Genomic DNA, 19,091 nt, shown 5'->3' with positions numbered 1-19,091 from the left:
CTTCTGCAGTGGGACCAAACCCGAGGGGCGGCATGGCGTCCGCCCCCCGGAAAGCTGTCATCAGGCGATGTCGCGCGGTGCAAAGGACATCGTGCGGAACGAAGTCTTGTAAGGGCTCGGCCCCAATTTACGCAGCTTGGCAACGCCCATCTTGTAGTTGTAGTTGCCGCTGATCCAGTCGACGATCCGGCCCTCAAGCGCGTTCGCAGGTTGCTGCATGTGCAGGAAGTCCATGTAGACCACGCTTTTCTTGATGGCGGGCGTGACCATGGCCACGGCGGTGATCGCCGCTTTGGTCAGTTCGATATGCCCGTTTTCCATCAGTTTCGAGAACTGGAAGTCATCGCCTTCCACACCCAGCAGCGTGTGCTTGTTACCCGGAACACGTTCCGAATAAACCATCACATAGTCGCCGCTTTCGATGCCACGCTCGGCCGCATCGTCGGGGTGAATCTCAACCCAGTTTTCCGGCCAGCGCTGCACGATATACGGGCGGCGGCGGTCGTCGAAACCGGACTGCCAGCGTTCGTTGATCCGACCCGAGGTCGCCCAAAGCTCGCCTTCTTCCTTGTTCGGTTTCAGCCATTCCCAATAGTCCGAGAACAGGCCCCACGGCGATTTCTGGATGTTGCACTTGCCCGTCTGGCTGTTGAAATGCGTCAGCTTCTTGTTGAACACATCCTTTCCGGCTGCACCAGTTTCAGGCAGCGTGCGGGTCGTGTCATGAAGACGCTTGGTTTCAATCAGCGTGACACCGTCGGCATCCAGCATGACCGGACATTGGACACCATCAGTTCCGAATTCACGAACCTTCTGGTGCAGGGTTTTGCCCTCGGCCTTGGCAAGACGGTGAACCGCATGGAAGTCCTTGCGCGACCCGCGGGTGAAGCGCACGGCCTCTTCCGCGACCTCGTTCGAGTTCTGCCAATCGAACCCGTCAAAGCCCATCCGTTGCGCCAGTTGCGCGATGATCCACCAGTCTGGTTTCGCAGCACCGGGTGCATCATAGAACTTCTGATATAGACGCAGACGACGTTCGCCATTGGCGCGCAGGAAGTCCTCTTCGCCCCATGTGGCCGCCGGGAACACGATGTCGGCGTAGCGGTTGCCGATCGGGTCCTGCAGGTAGATGTCCTGGTTAATCACCACCATACCGCCGCTGTCGGCGCGGGCCTTCAGCGTTTCGATCATCTCTTGCTTGTCGAAAGAGGCGATCTGATGCGGGTTGCGAACGGTCAGTTCCTCAAACTTGTCGGCCAGTTGCTGGCTGCCGCACATAGATTGAATCCATGTGGTGCCGATCACATGGGCCATGCGGGTATGACCTGCGATCAGATACCGGTCGGTATCCATGGCGCGGCGACGGCGACCGGGCAGCTTCTCGGGCGACTTATTACGCGGGTATTTCCCGCCTTTCACACCACCCCGCTGGTGACCACCGGCCCGCCCGATGACCTGACCCGGACGTCCGCCACAGCCACAGATGATGCCCAGCGCGGAAATCGCCTGCGTGTTGCCAGTGTTGTTGGACCAGTAGAACCCTTTCTCGATCATGATCGAGGTTTTCGGGCGCGAGCCGTCCTCTTTGGGTTTGGCGAGCCATTCGGCAGCCGTATAGATCTTTTGCACGTCGATCTCGGCCATGGCCGCGGCGGTCTCAGGCGCGAATTCGTCCTGCGACAGCAGCCATTCTTTCCAGTCTTCAAAGCCTTTGGTCTGGAACTTGCCCCAGGTCGTGCGCCATTGCCATGGCGTGTTGCGGGTGCCCTGACCGAAGCCGGACGAGCTTTCCCACTTGTTGTTGACCCAATTCTTGATCCAGTCGCTGTCTTCCCAGCCATTTTCCACGATGACGCGGGCGATGGCATTGACGACCAGCAGGTCAGTGCCGGGCAGAACGTCGATATGCAGACCACCCATCTTTTCCGCATGGGCCACACCGGCAGAGCGACGCGGGATCAGATAGATTTCCTTCTGACCGTTCTGCATCCCCTTCATCATCCACTGGGTATAGAGGATAGTCTTTGTCTCATACGGGTCGGTGCCGCAGACCAGAAGGGTTTCCGCATCGCGCCAGTCCTCATAGGACGGACCGAAATTGTCGAAACCCGCATCCCGGAAACCGGGGGTCGAGGTCACGTCGGACGGCGTGTCGTGGAAGGTGAAGTTCGCGGTGTTGATATGGCGCAGCGCGTATTTCGAGATCGCATAAGTGTTCTCGATATACTGATAGCTGAAGGTCTTGACGCCATAAGCATTGGTGCCGTGCTTGGCGATGACGTGGTTGCCCACCTCAGCCGCCACATCCAGCGCCAGATCCCACGGAACCGGCATCAGGGTGCCATAGATCCGCATCAGCGGTGTTTTCAGACGGTCGCGTGTGGGCGTCTGCGGGTTATAGCATTTCTGCGCGATACACCCGCCCCGCAAGGAGCTGTCACCGTCGGTGTTGACGGTCTGGTTGTCCTTGTCCGGAATGATTACCACGTGGTGCGGTTGGCCCTTGTGCAGCACGATGTTGTGCTGGTTCGGGGCGACCCAGGCACCCAGAGGTGCAACGGGGAAGTCCTCGCCAAATGCGTTTTCATCCGCGCCGGGGCCGCCGGACTTGGCCGTCACGGGCCAGCGATAGACTTTGTAACCACAGGCCACGATGCAGTAATCGCAGGCGGTTGAGATGACCTCAGCCCCTTTGGGCGGCAGCGGGACGTTGGTTTCGGGTACGTAATACGGGGTTGCCATGATACCGTCTCCCCTTATGCAATCAGGTTATCGTAGCGGCCGTAGATCAGGCCGAACATGCCAACGGCGTAGATGTCATCGCCGTCCAGTTCCAAAAGGACCTGCGGCAACGACTGGTAGGCCTGCCCCGAGACGAGGATGCCGTGCCGTGTCACGTCATAGGTGGACAGGTGCAGTGGGCATGGGCCCAGCACCTTGTGTTCGGGCTTGTAGCTGTCATACATCGACCCGCCCTGGTGGGTGCAGGTGAGGTTGAAGGCCACAACGTCCTTTTGCGGGCCAATGCCGCCGCCGCTTTCAACGCCGGTCTTGACCAGGATCGAGTCCGAATAGTCACCCTCATCCGGGTAGTAGAACTCGACCGGGACGTCCTGTTCCAGCTCGGACAGTTTGCCGATCAGCTTGCGCGGATAGGTGGACACAAGGGCGGGTACCTGTTCAGCCTGACCGTGGCGGGTGGGCATGGCCACCATCACGGCAAAGGTCGTGGCACCCGAGGCGAACAGGAACTGCCGGCGGTTCACGGTGCAGGCCTTTTTGGCCTCGCCCGAACAGCTGCATCCGGTTGCGTTATGATCTGTCATGACGCTTACTCCTCTGCTGCAGCCGCAGGAAGCGGCTGGTAATCCGGCAGGTCGGGTTCCTCGATCAGGATTTCCTCGCCGGACAGGGATTTCAGGAAGGCCACCAGATCCGCCTTTTCCTGATCGCTCAGGCCAAGGGGTTGGATCAGTTGGGATTTGTTGGCCGAGAACTCATTCTCGCCGCCGCCCTGGTTGTAGAACTCAACCACATCCTCGAGCGTCTCCAACATGCCGTTATGCATGTAGGGTTCGGTATAGAGGGTGTAGCGCAGGGACGGTGTGCGGAACTTGCCCTTGTCGGCCGTTTCCTTGGTGCGGAAATAGAAGCCGGGGTCGTCCTTGGTGTGGCGATACATCTCTTCGGTCGAACCTTTGGCATACAGCTCATACCGGAAAGTGACTTGCGCCAGACCATCGTCCTGCCAACCGTCATAGGCGGGCACGCCGGTGTTGTAGTACTTCTCATCCGAAAGTAGTGCGCCGTTGTGGCATTCGGAACATTGCGCCTTGCCGGCGAATAGCTCCAGCCCACGTTTTTGTTCCTCGGTCAGCGCCGCGTCATCCCCTCGCAGATAATTGTCGAAGGGCGTGTCGGTCTGAACGATGGTCCGTTCAAACGCGGCGATGGCCCGCCACGCGTTGCTGATGCGCGGCCACTGATCGCCGAAGACATCGTTGAAGCGTTCGACATATTCGGGAACGAAAGCCAGACGGGCCTCCATCATGTCGGCCTCGCCGTTACCGGCGACCGCACCGCCTGCGGCGGATTTGGCCTGACTTTCAAGGCTTTTCGATGAACCTGCCCAAAACAGCTTGCCGTAATAGGCCGAGTTCACAACCGTCTGGCTGTTGCGCCAGTGGGTCGTGCCGGGATAACCGAATGAGATCGGTGCTTCGACGTCCCAACCCACGTCCGGCATGTGACACGCCGAACAGGGCGTCGAGGGATTGCCGCCCAGACGCGGGTCGAAGAACAGCATCTTGCCCAGTTCGATCTTGGCTTCGGTCTGGGGGTTGTCCAGCGGGATGGGCGGCTCGCCCAGCGCCACTAGCGGCGCATCCGGGTCGGGGTCTGCCCCGCCGATACCGGCCTCAATCTCCATACTGGTTTCCGCAATGACCTGCGAACCAAGAACGGCAAACAGGGCAGCGGTGGCGATTGTGCCTGAAAGGTAAGACTTAAGGTCTTTCATGGGTCCACTCCTCAGTTTGTCGCGTCTTGCCAGTTTTCGATCGGCGCATAGTCCGTATCGATATCCTCGGCGACGAAGTCGGGGCCGGTCAGCGGCTCGCCGGACAGCGCCCGAAGGAAGGCCACCAGCTGTGCTTGCTCGGTCTCGTTCAGGTTCAGCGGTTTGATGCGCGGGTCCTTGTTTTCATCGTCACCGCCGCCGGAGTTGTAGAAGGCCACCACGTCCTCGAGCGTTGCCAGCGTGCCGTTGTGCATATACGGCGCGGTATAGGTCAGCTCGCGCAGCGTGGGGGTCATGAAGGTGCCGAACGTGTCGGCCGTGTGGGTGCGGATATAGGCGCCCGGGTCGGCGCGCAGATTCATGTAATTCTCGACGCCGAGGAATTTCATCATCGTCACAAAGGTGATGTGACGTTCCGGAGTTGCCCAGATATCGGGGTTGTCGCCCACGCCGATATTGTGCGGCAGGTCGTCGGTGAACCGCTCGCCCGCGTGGCAAGAGTTGCAACCGCTGGCATTGAACAGCTCATAGCCCGCTTTGGCCTCGTCTGACATTTCGCCGGTGTCGAAGGGCGCCCCACGCGAGATCAGCGTTTTCAGATATTCAGGGATCGCGTTGCGGACACCACCGTTCGAGGGCTCGCCAAACCCGGCGGCTTCGAACATATCGACATAGACCGGGTCTTGTTTGATGCGTTCCTGCATCAGACGCATGTCCATGTTCATAGAGTAGGTCTCGGTGATGCTTTCGCGGGTCACGTCGTTGAGGTTGGTGCCGATACGCCCGTCATGGAACCATGCGGCGCGTTTGGCACTGTTGATCAACGTCGGCACATTGCGGAAATGCAGGCTGCCGGCATAAGCGTCTGATAAGGCCTGCCCGTCGGTGAAGCCCAATTCCGGCTGGTGGCAGCTGGCGCAGGACAGCTCGGTATCGCCGGAAAGTCTTGGATCAAAAAACAAACGTTTGCCAAGCGCCGCCTTGGCTGGGTCGAACTCTATGGCTTCTACCGGGCCCGGCTCATCCGCCTGGGCCTGGTGAACCGGTAATGCAGCGCAGATCGTCAGCAATGAAACTGTCGACAGCGCCGAGAACCATGTTCTGGCTTTGGTCATCATCTTAAAGCCCCTTTTTCGCTATTCCGATCACTCGGTTGGCCGAGGACCGGCTGAGCTAACCTTAGGGGACAGTTGTTTCGTGGTGATTTGATACAGATTAAGGTCTGTGAAGAGATGTTAAACTTTGTTACGAAACGCCGTGTATCGACATACGGATGATCCTTGCAAGATCCTGAACCCCAACAGGTTTCTGAACACGGACCGTGGAATCTTCTTCATCCGGAGTTTCGGCGTCATCGAAATAGCTGCTGACCAGAATCGTCGGCATTCCGGAGCGCAGGGACCGCGCAGCGCCGATCAGATCAGTGCCCTTCAGGCCCGGCATCATCAGGTCCGTGACAATGACATCAAAGCTGTCCGGTGCCGCGCGGAATGCCTCCAGCGCCCGCTGCGGATCGGAATAGGCCTCGACCCGATAGCCATAACGGGTCAGCAAACGGCGCGTGACATACAGGACGTTTTCATCATCATCGACCAGCAACACATGTTCATCCCCTGTGACCGCACGCAGTTCGGCCTGCTGTTCGGGGCTTAGCGCGGGCAGCATCGGGTAAAACAGGCTGAACCTAGTACCTTTGCCGGGTTCCGAATGTAGCTCGACCCGGCCATGGGATTCCTCGACACTGTTATGCACGATGGTCAGCCCCAGACCAGTGCCCTTACCCACTGGCTTGGTCGAGAAGAACGGCTCGAACACCTTTTGCTGAACCTCGTCGCTCATGCCCGGCCCGGTGTCGGTGACATCCAAACGGATCACGCCGATCGCCTCGTCCGGCAGATCATCCAGCGCGTCGTCATCCGCCCGACTTATCCGCAGAACCACCTCGCCGGGGTTGTCACCCATCGCCTCAAACGCGTTGTGACACAGGTTCAGCAGAGTTTGGAAAAACAAAGTGGTGTCGAAATCCGAAAAGGCTGCGTCTATCTCAATTTCAAAGCGGGTCTCAATGCTGGGCGGGGCAGAAACCTTGATCAGCTCCAGCGCTTCTTGCGTGGCTTTGACCAAATCACCGCGCTGCGGGTTGCGCGGTCGCTGGCGGGCAAAGGTCAGCATCTTGCGTACCAGCGCCTGCGCCCGCCGCGCCGCAATGCGGATATGGCTGACCGAGGTCTGGACGTCCTCATTGCCGCCGGCGTCCAGTTCGATCAGATCAGCATTGCCGATGACGCTCATCAGCACGTTGTTAAAGTCATGCGCGACCGAACCGGCAAGGATGCTGACGGCCTCCATCTTCTGCACCTGAGCGAATTGTTCCCGGGTGCGGCGGGTTTCGGTGATGTCTTCGCCGATACCAATATAATGGGTTACAGAACCGTTCTGATCCACCAGCGGGAAAATCGCTGTCGAGACCCAGTAATGGGTGCCGTCCTTGCGCAGGTTTCGAAACACGCCATACCAGCTTTGGCCCTGTTTTAGCCGCCCCATTAGGTCCTTGTAGACCCCCTGCCCGGAATACCCTGATTGCAGCATTTTGGGCGTATGACCATAGACCTCATCCGCCGTGTACCCGCTGAGGTTAAAGAACTTGCGATTGGCGTATTCGATGTTCAGGTCGGTATCGGTAATCAGGATCGAGGTTGGGCTCTGTTCCACCGCGCGGGCCAGTTTCCGTTCGGCCAGTTCGACCTGTTCGCGCAGGGTCAGTTCCGCCTTCAAGCGCCTGTTGGTACGCAGGATGTTGGTGATCAGCAAGGTGGTCAGAATGGCGATTACACCGACCAGAACAATCAACCCCACCAGCAGAACCGAGAAGTTGCGCACCAGCCGTTCGCCATCCGAAAAGGCCCGCACCATGCCCGAGAGGCTGCGGTCACGTTCTTCGACCCATAGGGTTTCCAGCGTCGCCAACGCCGCCAACGCGCCGCTGTCATCAACACGCACTCGGGCGTCGATCTGTTCGGCGGTCTGGCCCGCTGCGATACCCTCTTCGATCAGGGGGATGTTCCCGGTGTATTCCAGGGCCACGTCTTCGATCTCCCCCAATGCCTCCAGTTCCACCTGAGACGGGTTTGAGTTGCGATAGGCATGAATCGTGCTCAATAGGCGGGCCGATTGCTGGCGAAGGATCGGGCCGTAATCCGGGTCCTGCCGCAGAACGTAGTTTTTGAAGTTGTGGATCAGACCGCCATAGCCGAAATCCTCGCGAATGTCGGAAATCCAGTAACCGCGCGGCGTGGTTTCCACCGAATAGCTGTGCCAGGCCTGCCGCATCTCGCCAATGCGGTTGCCGGTTTCGCGCGACATATACAGAAACACCGACAGGATGATCGCAAGCGCGATGCCGATCGCAAAGGCAACGGCAAGCGACCGCCTTGGATAACCCTCGACCACTTCGGGGACGTCTTTCATGCCTGCACCCTGACCTGATCAGCCTACAGGCTCAGGGTGTGTCATGAATTTTGCAAACACACCACTTGTGTTGGTGACGCAGGGCTTAGTTCGATCCCTCTTCTTCAGCCAATCCATTCACTGCAGCGACAAAATCGGCCAGCATTGGAAGGTAGCTGTCCCCACGCCCCGAGGCTTCCATTGCAGCAAACCCGTTTCGCAACGCGGCCTGTACCGGGGTCACGGCACCCAAACTGCTGGCAAGGTTCGCCAGATACCGCATGTCCTTATGTGCATTGGTGATGGTGAACTTGTGCGCGTTCTCGTCCCGCTCCAGCGTCCACTTCATGAAGGTTTCGTAGAAACCGTTCGACAAACGGCCCGGGCGGATTACCGAGTCCACCTGCTCTGCGCTTAGCCCTGACTTGCAAGCTACGGCCAGTGCCTCGGAATACAGTGCCGCGTATCCCAGTGAGATGAAGTTGTTGATCAGCTTCATCTTATGGCCCAAACCGACCTCGCCCATATGCACGACCAGACCGGCCCAGCAATCGAGCACAGGCTTGATGCGCTCGAAGGTTTCCGGCGCGGCACCGACCATAGTGTCCAGTGTGCCCGCCTCGGCCTCTTTGGGGGTACGACCAAGAGGCGCATCGGCCAGATCCATACCAGCAGTTCGAAGCTCTGCAGCCAGTTGCAGTGTTGAGACCGGGTCGGAAGTCGAACAATCTACCACGATCAACCCGGTTTTGCCCGATGCCAGTATCCCGTCATCACCGCGTACCAGCTGTTCGACCTGAGGACTGCCAGAAACACATAAATGGATGATGTCGCATTGTTCGGCCATCTGTTTTGGCGACGCAACCTCGGTCGCTCCGCGTTGCACCAGATCATCCACCGGTTGGCGATTGCGGTGGCCCATGACGACAAGAGAATAGCCATGCTGAAGGATGTTCTTCGCCATGCCATGTCCCATAAGGCCGACGCCGATGAAACCGATAACAGGTTTTTCCATAAGTGCCCCTTTCCATGCCGGGGCTGCCTTGGCGCTGATAAGCTCAGAACCGACCCCCCTTTTCCCCACTTGTGCGAGGGGTTCCCCCTTGCCAAGGCCCGCAGGATAAATGTTTCGTGACCTTAAGGTGTTGGCTGATACCCCCAGTGGAGCGGCGCAGAGTTAGAAGTCCAGCCCGATGTCGATGGTGCGGTAGGAATGGGTCAGCGCCCCGGACGAGATATAGTCCACCCCCGTCGCCGCAACTGCCGCCACCGTGTCACGGCTGATATTGCCCGAGGCTTCGGTCACGATCCGCCCATCCACCAGTGCGACCGCCTCTTTCAGCGTTTCAGGAGGCATGTTGTCCAACAGCACCACGTCCGCGCTGCCGACCTCAAGCACTTCGGCCAGTTGGTCCAGCGTGTCCACTTCAATTTCAACCTTCATCATGTGCGAGGCGCGGGCCTTGGTGGCCTCAAGCACCCCTCGCACGCCACCAGCAGCGGCGATGTGGTTGTCCTTGATCAGGATTGCATCCGACAGCGAGAAGCGGTGGTTGAACCCGCCGCCATGCAGTACGGCCTGTTTCTCGACTATGCGCAGGCCGGGCGTGGTCTTTCGAGTGCAGGTGATGCGTGCCTTGGTGCCTTTGGTCTCAGCCACTAGCGCCGCCGTTGCGGTTGCCACACCGGTCATGCGCCCGGCAAAGTTCAACGCCACTCGCTCACCCGACAGGATCGAGGCCGCGCTGCCTTTGATCTCCATCAGCGTATCGCCCTTGGCGCAGCGCTGACCGTCGGCAATATGGATCGCGACCTGCAGCGACGGATCGACCAGACGGAATGCCAGCGCGGCGATCTGCATCCCCGATACCACCGCATCCTCGCGCGCGTTCAGCCGGGCGCTATAGGTCACGTCCGCGGGGATCACGGTCAGGGTGGTGATATCGCCATTGGCGCCCAGATCCTCCATCAGTGCAGACCGCACCATGGGTTCCAGGATCATGTCGGGCAAAGCCGGGTAATTCATGCTGCGTCCTTTGCAATGCGGTCCCGCAGGGCCAGCGCCTCGGTCAAGGTCAGGGCCGAGCGTTGGCCGGGGCCGGGAATAAGGTCAGGGAAATCGGATCGGTAGTGCGCGCCGCGGCTTTCCTCGCGCAACAAAGCCGCTGCGGCGATCAGGGTGGCCGTGGCGGTCATGTTGAGGAACACTTCGGACTCGGCGTGTTTGGCCTCTAGCACGGCGATTTCAGTCAAAGCGCGGCGCAATCCCGCATCATCGCGCACCACGCCGACATGTTCGGTCATGGCTTGGCGCAGGGCGGCCACATCCTGATCCAACGCGCTGTCATCCCCAGAGGTGAGAAGCACATCAATCTCAGGGGCATCCTGCGGGGTCACTGCATCCGCAATGTCTCGCGCGCAAGAGCGGGCAAAAACCAGCGCCTCAAGCAATCCGTTCGAGGCCAGCCGGTTGGCGCCATGCAGCCCGGTTGAAGCCGCCTCACCACAGACCCAAAGCCCGCTCAGAGAGCTGCGCCCCGCCAAGTCGGTCTCGACCCCGCCCATATGATAGTGCGCCGAGGCGGCCACCGGGATGGCGTCACAAACGGGATCGAAACCGTTGCGCAGGCATGCCTCGGTCACGGCGGGAAATTGCGTCGCGATCTCTGCCCCGATGGCTTGGCGCGTGTCCAGAGCGGGCCGCTTACCCGCCTGCACCTGCAGATAAACGGCGCGGGCGACGGTGTCGCGCGGGGCCAGTTCGGCATCGGGGTGGATGTCGGGCATGAAGCGTTCGCCGTCACAATCGATCAGAACCGCGCCGTCGCCACGCAAGGCCTCGGTCGCCAAGGGCGTTGGGTCTTCACCCACGTCGATTGCAGTAGGGTGAAACTGCACGAACTCGGCATCGGCGATCCGCGCACCGGCTCGGGCTGCCATCCCGATCCCCTGCCCCCGGATACGCGCGGGATTGGTGGTTTGCGCATAAAGCCCCGACGACCCGCCAGTGGCCAGAACATGCGCTGCGCCGCGCAGCAGTACGGTTGGCGCCGTGGCTTTATTTGCATTGCTCAGATAAACGCCGGTGACTTGGGTGTCGTCGCTTTCTAGCCCGACGGCCTGCACGCCTTCGATCACCTGAACGGAAGGGGAGTGGCGTAGCTCTTCGATCAGCGCGCGCATGATCTCAGACCCGGCCTGATCGCCCTTGACCCGCACCACCCGCGCTGCGGAATGCGCAGCCTCACGGGACTGCACAAAGCCACCGTCGGCGGTGCGGTCGAACCCGGTGCCGAGGTCGGACAAGTCATAGATATGCTCGGGCGCGGCCTGTGTGACAAACTCGGCCACCTCGCGCAGGACCGATCCGGCGCCTGCGCGCACCGTATCTTCGGCATGGGCTTCGGGGCTGTCCGTCCGTGCCATCGCCGCCGCGACACCGCCCTGCGCCCAGGCCGAGCTTGCACCAGACCCCAGCGGCTCGGGCGAAATCATCACGACCGGACAAGGGGCCAACTTCAGCGCGGTGTAAACCGCCGCCAGCCCGGCCCCAATGATGACCACACGCGGCGTCTCAACGGTTTGCATATCGCCGATCAAATACCCAGTTTGCGCGAAAGGTCGATCATACGCTGCACCGAAAGACGTGCCTTGTCTGCCACCTCGGCATCCACCTCGACCTGCCCGGTCATGGTATCCAGCGCGAACAGCACTTTTTCCAACGTGATCTTCTTCATGTAGGGGCACATGTTGCAGGGGCCGACGAAATCGACTTCGGGCAGTTCATCGGCGATGTTCGACGCCATCGAGCATTCGGTGATCAGAAGTGCCTTTTCCGGCTTTTCATCGGTGACATATTTAATGATGCCACTGGTTGAACCCGAGAAATCGGCCTCGGCCACAACATCTGGCGGGCATTCGGGATGCGCGATCAGACGGGTGCCCGGGTTCCATTCACGGAAGTCGCGCAGATCCTTGGCACTGTATTGCTCGTGTACGATGCACGAGCCTTCCCACCAGACCACGTTCTTTTGCGGTACGTCGCGGGCGACGTTCTGCGCCAGATACTGGTCCGGGGTCATGATGACCGTATCGCTGTCTTGCGCGGCCACAATCTGAGCGGCGTTGGATGAGGTGCAGCAAATGTCCGAGGCCGCTTTGACCTCGGCTGTGGTGTTCACATAAGACACAACCGGCGCGCCGGGATAACGGCGACGCATTTCTTCGATCCCTTCAGCAGTGATCGATTCAGCCAGAGAACATCCCGCTTCCATATCCGGCATCAACACCGTCTTACCAGGGCTGAGGATCTTGGACGTCTCGGCCATAAAATGCACACCACACTGCACGATCACATCCGCCTCAACCTCGGTCGCCTTGATCGCCAACTGCAGGCTGTCGCCGCCGAAATCGGAAATACCGTGGTAGATCTCGGGCGTCATGTAGTTGTGGCCCAAAATGACCGCGTTGCGTTCGGCCTTCAGGTCGTTGATTGCCTTGACGTACGGCGCATAGATCGCCCAATCCACGGGCGAAACCACGCGGGACATGCGGTCATAGATATCGCTCATGCTTTCGGCAAGCTCGGGCGACGGGGCCAGATCATATTTTTCGGAGAGGTGCGCGCGCTGCGCGGGTAGGTCAAACACGGGACTGTTTTTCTGCCTGATGAACTCGTGACGCTGTTCATATGGGGTTTGTGACGAATTTACCACCACCCAGACCAGAAGAATGTTCCGATATTGTCGACCTCGGCGGAATTATCTTGCCTAACAGCCCGATGCCCGACCCGGGATCCCGCACAAGTATTGGCAACGTCGTTTCACGCATTGAACTTCAGGACAGTGTTGGCGATCGGGCCCTGCGAGGCGACCTTGAAGCCGCCCTTTAAGAATTCCGTTTCAACCGTTTCGGGGCACCTGAATCGCAAAAGCACCGTGGCTGGAATTGAACAGACTTCCGGTTTCGCACTTGCCGCCAGATAAACAAAGCAAAAATGCCATTAGACTTTGCTCGGTGCCAGCTTCGGCTGGACTCCCTAATTCTCGAACCCGTCGCAAAGTATCGTGACCCGCCCAAATGTCCGTGTTAGTGGCCCTTTGAAAGGGTACTCCATGACAGCGGAACAAAAACTGCAAAACCCGACAGCTGGCATTGCGTTCGTCCTGATCGGAATACTGGCAATTTCTGTCAACGATATGCTGATCAAGTTCCTGTCGGGTGGTTATCCTCTTCATCAGATGGTCTTTACGCGGTCGCTGATTGGAATTGGGTTCAGCTTTGCCCTGGTACAAATGGAAGGTGGCTGGCGTATTTTAAAAACAGATCAGCCGGGGCTGCACCTTCTGCGCGGCTTGCTGATTGTAATTGCCAATCTGACATTCTTTACGGCCTTGGCAGTAATGCCTCTGGCAGAAGCCACCGCAGTCTTCTTTGTAGCCCCTTTGATGATCACTTTGCTGAGCATCCCATTGCTTGGTGAAAAAGTTGGACCCATGCGGATTGGAGCGGTGCTGGTGGGGTTTCTCGGAGTGGTGATCATGACCCGCCCATGGGAAGCCGGCGGCGAGCGTGAAGTTGGTTTGCTTATGTATGCGCTTCCGGTTCTGGCTGCCTTCACCTATGCGCTCAACAACGTCCTCACCCGTTTTCTTGGCGCTAAATCCAAGGCCTCGGCGATGGCAGTGTATATTCAGGCCTGCTTTATCGTCGCCAGCCTGCTTTTCTGGTCGGTAGCCGGCGACGGGCGCTATGCGGCCGGGTTTGAAAACGAAAGCCTGATTTTCCTGCTGCGCGCCTGGGTTTGGCCCGAAGGGATTGATCGCTGGTTGTTTGTTGGCCTCGGCTTCAATTCGGCAATCATCGGATATTGCCTCGGGCAAGCATATCGTATGGCGGATGCAGCTACGGTGGCTCCGTTTGAATATGTCGGGCTTCCGATGGCGATTTTCTGGGGTTGGGTGATCTGGGGGGAACTACCCAACCTGCCCGTCGCAATTGGTATCGCGCTAATCTTGGGGTCTGGGCTGTTTGTCTTCTTGCGAGAGCGCCAGAAGAAAAGAAACGTGATCACCGAAAAGAGAGTACACCGCCGCTATTAAGCGCTAAAGCAATTCAGACCAAAAGCCGCTCAAAAACCAACCCGGATATTGAATATCAGTCGCGGCTGGTCGTTCATGAAAGCCATGACCTAACAAGGTAGAGAATCGAATGCGATACACAATTCTGATTGCCGCATTGTCGCTGACTGCTTGCGGCAGCGAACCCGCAGAGCCGATTACCCGTCTATATCCGGGCGAAACGCCCGAGCTGCGCGTGATGATCAACGAAACTGCAGATACTCATGGTGTTCCTCGGAGCCTTGTCCATCGCGTGATTCAGCGAGAAAGCGACTATCGGCCCGGCGCCCGCAATGGACCCTATTACGGGCTGATGCAGATCCTTCCAGCAACAGCGCGCCAAATGGGATTTCGCGGAGAGGCTTCCGACCTGCTGGACGCACAAACCAACCTGACCTACGCAGTGAAATACCTGCGCGGAGCATGGATGGTATCGGACGGAAATGAGCCCGAAGCGGTGATGTGGTATGCGCGTGGCTACTATTACGAAGCGCGGAACCGCTGCATGCTTGTTGAAACCGGGCTCAGGGATACTGAGGTGAGAAAGTACTGCGGCTGACGTCCGGCAAAGCCACGAGTTCAAAGCACATATTGTTGTCAGCAAGCCAAAGGCTTTCCGGCGGAAACCTGTTGCGCAAAGAGGCGTTCGTCAGGACGCTGTAGCTGCGGAAATGACCGAGGGCATGGGAAGGGTCCACGGGCCGTTTGATCCATATTTGGTTTTGATCATCTCACGCATCGCCGCCCGAATATCGCTCATCTTATCAGGTGGTTGCGCACGCAAAAGCACCCCGCCCCGCACGGTCCCTTCCATGAACAAGGTTACGATCTCCTCCGCGCCGGTTGTCTTAACAGTATTTTGCACAACTGTTTGCGAGATATCGAAAAACCCTACATTTGTCAGTGCGGGCACGGCTATTGCGGAATCAGCATAGTCGTGCATTCCGGGGCCAGGGGGCAATTGGACCGACGGATCCCCGTATTGACCGATCACCTGAAACAAGTCTCCGAGTACGGTGGGGATTGTCGGACCGTGCCACACGGAAAAGGACAATCGACCGCCCGGTCGCAGAACTCTGTGGGCTTCTTTCAGAACCTTCACCGGATCAGGAACATGCAAAATACCGAAGCCAATCGTGACTGCATCAAAGCGGTTGTCGTCATAGGAAAGGTTCATGGCATTTCCCTCGACGAACTTTGCATCCGGCACATTTCGACGTGCCAACTGCAACATCGCAGGTGAGAAATCCAATCCTGTCGCATCAGCTCCGACGGAAAGCAGCCCGGCGGTGACAATGCCCGGCCCGCAACACAGATCAATGGCGTGCGTTCCCGGACCTGCTTTGACCTGTCGCACAAGTTCGGGAACGCTTTGCGCTGTGGCGTCTTCCAAACTGGCCGCATAGCTTTGGGCGGTACTGGCCTGGGACCACCCCTCTTTTTCTACGAGCCCGAATTCATAAAACTCATCTGTTGTCATAGTTCGCTCCCCCCTTGAGTTGAGATCATAACATGACTTGCATTTCCTGCTGATCTGACCACTGCTACTAACGCTATTCCGGCTGCACCCTGTAGTGGGACAAAAACATATCGAGACAATCTGACATGATGCCGTCAGTTTCGTCCTTGGACCCTCGCATGAGCTGTGGGGTGTAGAAGAACTCTCGGATGAGGCTGTGCAATTGCCGAGACGCATACTGCACATCACCAGCACGCAATGCGCCAGCTTCCATCGCCTCAGAGATAAGCTGAGTGATGGGGTTCTGAAACTTCGCAATTTCAGCGGCGTAGGCTTTCGAGCGTTCAACGTCGATCAGCATCTCGGCGGTCACCATACGGGTGATGGCAATGGTTTCGGGCTCTGTCAGCCTGTCAACGTAATTGGTGATTAGCTCTTCGAACTGTGTCTTCAGATCACGCTTTGGATCAAAGTGGGCATGCTTGATGGTACTCTTATCCTTGATCATCGCTTCCGAGATTTCCTGAAACAGCGCTTCCTTGCTATCAAAATGTTTGTAGAGCGTGCGACTCGAAACGCCTGCGTTGCTGGCAATGCGTGTGGTTTTTGCCCCCCGAAAGCCGTGTTCCTGGAACTCTTGAACAGCCGCGTCGATAATATTTTTTCGTTTTTTTTCAGTAAGCTTCATGTTTTCAATCTCGGTCAAAAGGCAAAGGTAAATAATCTGTTTACATTCACCCTTTCTTTGCATTAGTAAACTATTTGTTTACTATTTTTCACCCTTGCTCGTGAAGGTCTGCCGCATGATAGACGATAAAACCCGTGGCGTTGTGAAGTCCGGAATTTCCAAAGTTCTGCTTCGCACCGTTGACGCAAGAAACACCGTCCTGATTGCAACTGGGCTGTCTGGTCAATGCACCGGTGCCACGCGGTCTTCCGAGCGCAACTCAAGGAGAAGTACTATGCGCTTCGTCACAGCCCTATGTACTGCTGCGTTCATGACCACATTCACCCCCGCTTTCGCTGAAGAAAACAGAACATTGGGAACCCCGATCACCTCGGAAAACATCGTCGATGTTCTCGAAATTCAACGAGTTGTCAGCAACCTCACGCTTGGTGTCGATACAGAACAATGGGACGTGGTTGCGGATCTATTGCACGGTGATATCGAAACCACGATCGGTGAGCCCGTGAACGGCGCTCCGGTGGTGAAATCCGAAGACGAGATCCTGACACGCTGGAGGGGTTTTTACGAATCCGCGGATACGCTGGTAATTCACCACGTAACATCGAACGAGCGGGTCTATTTCCTAGACCCCGACAATGCTGAGGTTTTCAGCAAAGGGATCATTGTTGTTGAAAACACCCCTGCCGGCGAGTTTGCAGACGACGGCGGCACATTGCGCGGGTATCGCTGGATCGATTACGAGTTCGGCGTGACCAGAACTGACGAAGGTTGGAAAGCGAACAAGGTCAATGTGAAATACCTTGTTCAAGATTGGACGTCACTTCCCGGCAGCTAAACTTTTCTTGCCTCTGCCTTACGGGTGTTTACCTGAACTCCAACGGTACAATCCAAGAAGTTCAGGCAACACCCTGCTTTGGCTGGCCCGAGATGATCTGAGCGTGGCGGGCACAAAGTTGCATGACGTCAACATAGGCCTACTGGAAAGCGTTGCTCGCTGGCTTGGAACCAGCCAAAGAGGCCACCCGCCGAAACGCGTTGCGGGGCTGCGCCAGTCGTTCGAGCCTCCCAGCGGGATCACGAATGAAAGTCTTGTGGTTCGAGAAGGTTCTTTCAGCAAGTAGGTCCTGATGCCTCACCGGTATCGAAAAACGGCCCAATATGGTAACCTCTAGCCTTAAACTGGGGGGATACTGTTATGGAATACTATGACCTCGGGACTTACAGCCGGAAAATAACAACATCATCGGATGAAGCTCAGCTTTGGTTTGACCGAGGCTTGGCATGGACCTACGGGTACAACCACGAAGAAGCGATTGTGTGTTTTCAAAAGGCGGTGGCTGCTGATCCGGATTGCGCAATGGCGCACTGGGGCATCGCGTATTGTATTGGACCTAACTACAACAAGCCTTGGGAAACCTTCGAAGAAGACGAAAAGCCTGACTGTATCGCCTTGGCGAAAGCGTCGATTATCGCCGCCACGTCTTTGAAGGACAAGCTGACGTCAGTTGAACGTGCGCTCATCGAAGCAATCCCTGCGCGCTATCCAGACTCTTCTGAGGTTGAAGATTTCAGCCCTTGGAATGACGCCTTCGCTGATGCGATGCGTAAGGTTCACGCCGCATTCGATCAGGATCTGGACGTGTCTGCGATTCTAGCCGAGTCGATCATGAACCGGACACCCTGGCAGCTTTGGGACCTGCCGACCGGACAGCCCGCCGAAGGGGCTGATACGCTTGAGGCTATTTCTGTGCTTGAAAACGCGTTCGATACACTTCCCGGAGCGTGGGCACATGCTGGGCTTTTGCATATGTACATTCACCTGATGGAAATGTCGCCACACCCCGAGCGGGCGCTGCGTCACGGCGATGCGCTCAGCACGCTGGTGCCCGAGGCCGGTCATTTGCTGCATATGCCAACCCATATCGACGTGTTGTGCGGAGACTACGTGAACGTGGTGCTGCGCAATCACCAAGCCATATTGGCGGACCGCAAGTTTCTTAAGCACGAAGGGCCTGACAACTTTTACTCCGTCTATCGATGCCACAATTATCACTTCAAAATCTACGGAGCGATGTTCCTTGGGCAGCCTTCGGCAGCAATCGAAGCAGCAGATGAATTGATCGACACCCTGCCGTCAGACACTCTTAGGCCGATGGCTGACTGGTTTGAAGGTTTCATCCCCATGAAGCAACATGTGCTGATCAGGTTTGGACGTTGGCAGGATATTCTGGATCAGGATTTGCCAGAGGATGAAGAGCTTTATAGCGTGACACTGGCCATGATGCGCTACGCAAGAACGGTCGCCTTGGCCAACCTGCACAGGATAGCTGACGCCGAGAGTGAAAAGGCCAAATTCTATGATGCTCTGGCCAAAGTTCCCGAGACCCGCATGCTGTTCAACAACACTTGCCAGGACATTCTGAAGGTCGCCGAACAAATGATGCTGGGTGAGCTAGCCTATCACACAGGAGAGTATGAGACGGCCTATGACCATCTGCGAAGGTCGGTCGAGATCGACGACAACTTACCCTACGATGAGCCCTGGGGATGGATGCAACCCACCCGCCATGCGCTGGGCGCTCTGCTTCTTGAACAGGGACAGATGGAGGAAGCTGAAACTGTTTACCGCGCAGACCTTGGCCTGGATGCAACGCTTAGCCGGGCCTGTCAGCATCCCGGCAACGTTTGGAGCCTGCATGGCCTGCACGAATGCCTTACCCGACGTGGCGAAACGGTCGAAGCTGCCCACATCAAGCTGCAGTTGGACAAGGCCGCCGCACGGGCCGACGTGCCGATCAAGGCATCCTGCTATTGCAGGCAGAAAGCGTTGGCGGCTGAGTAGTGCCCGACTAAAAGGTA

At 57.6% G+C, this 19,091-nt stretch carries 15 protein-coding genes; 4 read left to right on the top strand and 11 right to left on the bottom strand.

Going from position 1 to position 19,091, the window contains the following annotated elements; all coding sequences use genetic code 11:
- Positions 1-60 precede the first annotated feature (60 nt).
- The 9 genes from ACXAGD_RS00350 to nadA form a co-directional block, all read right to left on the bottom strand.
- A complete protein-coding gene (locus tag ACXAGD_RS00350) occupies positions 61-2,742 on the bottom strand; it encodes an arsenate reductase (azurin) large subunit (protein WP_475207838.1) in 2,682 nt (893 codons plus the stop codon).
- Between the two features lie 14 nt (positions 2,743-2,756).
- Entirely contained in the window at positions 2,757-3,326 is a 570-nt protein-coding gene (locus ACXAGD_RS00345; protein WP_170675639.1) for an arsenate reductase (azurin) small subunit, read from the bottom strand.
- Positions 3,327-3,331: 5 nt separating this feature from the next.
- On the bottom strand, positions 3,332-4,519 hold the full coding sequence (locus ACXAGD_RS00340; protein ID WP_475207837.1) for a cytochrome-c peroxidase: 1,188 nt from the start codon (positions 4,517-4,519) through the stop codon (positions 3,332-3,334).
- A gap of 11 nt (positions 4,520-4,530) precedes the next feature.
- Positions 4,531-5,634 carry a cytochrome-c peroxidase gene (locus tag ACXAGD_RS00335; protein ID WP_475207836.1) on the bottom strand — a complete coding sequence of 368 codons (1,104 nt, stop codon included), beginning with the start codon at positions 5,632-5,634 and terminating at the stop codon, positions 4,531-4,533.
- Positions 5,635-5,764: 130 nt separating this feature from the next.
- The gene (locus ACXAGD_RS00330) at positions 5,765-7,987 is read right to left on the bottom strand and encodes a hybrid sensor histidine kinase/response regulator (protein ID WP_475207835.1); all 2,223 of its coding nucleotides are present in this window, start codon (positions 7,985-7,987) and stop codon (positions 5,765-5,767) included.
- 85 nt (positions 7,988-8,072) lie between these two features.
- Positions 8,073-8,981: an NAD(P)-dependent oxidoreductase gene (locus ACXAGD_RS00325; protein ID WP_475207834.1), complete on the bottom strand. Its 909-nt coding sequence runs from the start codon at positions 8,979-8,981 to the stop codon at positions 8,073-8,075.
- Between the two features lie 162 nt (positions 8,982-9,143).
- Positions 9,144-9,992, bottom strand: a complete 849-nt coding sequence (gene nadC / locus ACXAGD_RS00320) for a carboxylating nicotinate-nucleotide diphosphorylase (protein ID WP_475207833.1) — start codon at positions 9,990-9,992, stop codon at positions 9,144-9,146.
- Positions 9,989-11,554: an L-aspartate oxidase gene (locus tag ACXAGD_RS00315; RefSeq protein ID WP_475207832.1), complete on the bottom strand. Its 1,566-nt coding sequence runs from the start codon at positions 11,552-11,554 to the stop codon at positions 9,989-9,991. Before ACXAGD_RS00315 ends, nadC begins: the two co-directional genes overlap by 4 nt.
- Positions 11,555-11,562: 8 nt before the next feature.
- Complete coding sequence (nadA, locus tag ACXAGD_RS00310) at positions 11,563-12,615, bottom strand: quinolinate synthase NadA (protein WP_475207831.1); 1,053 nt, start codon at positions 12,613-12,615, stop codon at positions 11,563-11,565.
- A gap of 465 nt (positions 12,616-13,080) precedes the next feature.
- On the opposite strand from nadA, the gene ACXAGD_RS00305 reads away from it, so the two are divergent.
- Together ACXAGD_RS00305 and ACXAGD_RS00300 are read left to right on the top strand one after the other, a co-directional pair.
- Complete coding sequence (locus ACXAGD_RS00305) at positions 13,081-14,067, top strand: DMT family transporter (protein ID WP_475207830.1); 987 nt, start codon at positions 13,081-13,083, stop codon at positions 14,065-14,067.
- 109 nt (positions 14,068-14,176) lie between these two features.
- On the top strand, positions 14,177-14,644 hold the full coding sequence (locus tag ACXAGD_RS00300; protein ID WP_475207829.1) for a transglycosylase SLT domain-containing protein: 468 nt from the start codon (positions 14,177-14,179) through the stop codon (positions 14,642-14,644).
- Positions 14,645-14,734: 90 nt separating this feature from the next.
- On the opposite strand, the gene ACXAGD_RS00295 is transcribed toward ACXAGD_RS00300, so the two are convergent.
- A complete protein-coding gene (locus tag ACXAGD_RS00295; RefSeq protein ID WP_475207828.1) occupies positions 14,735-15,565 on the bottom strand; it encodes a class I SAM-dependent methyltransferase in 831 nt (276 codons plus the stop codon).
- A 73-nt stretch (positions 15,566-15,638) separates the two neighbouring features.
- Positions 15,639-16,250: a TetR/AcrR family transcriptional regulator gene (locus ACXAGD_RS00290; RefSeq protein ID WP_475207827.1), complete on the bottom strand. Its 612-nt coding sequence runs from the start codon at positions 16,248-16,250 to the stop codon at positions 15,639-15,641.
- Positions 16,251-16,506: 256 nt separating this feature from the next.
- On the opposite strand from ACXAGD_RS00290, the gene ACXAGD_RS00285 reads away from it, so the two are divergent.
- Positions 16,507-17,067 (top strand): nuclear transport factor 2 family protein, encoded by a 561-nt coding sequence (locus ACXAGD_RS00285; protein ID WP_475207826.1) that lies wholly within the window; start codon positions 16,507-16,509, stop codon positions 17,065-17,067.
- 360 nt (positions 17,068-17,427) lie between these two features.
- The gene (locus ACXAGD_RS00280; protein WP_475207825.1) at positions 17,428-19,074 is read left to right on the top strand and encodes a hypothetical protein; all 1,647 of its coding nucleotides are present in this window, start codon (positions 17,428-17,430) and stop codon (positions 19,072-19,074) included.
- Positions 19,075-19,091 lie beyond the last annotated feature (17 nt).

Source organism: Ruegeria sp. ABF4_144, assembly GCF_056160045.1.
This window is presented reverse-complemented; position numbering and strand designations above follow the sequence as displayed.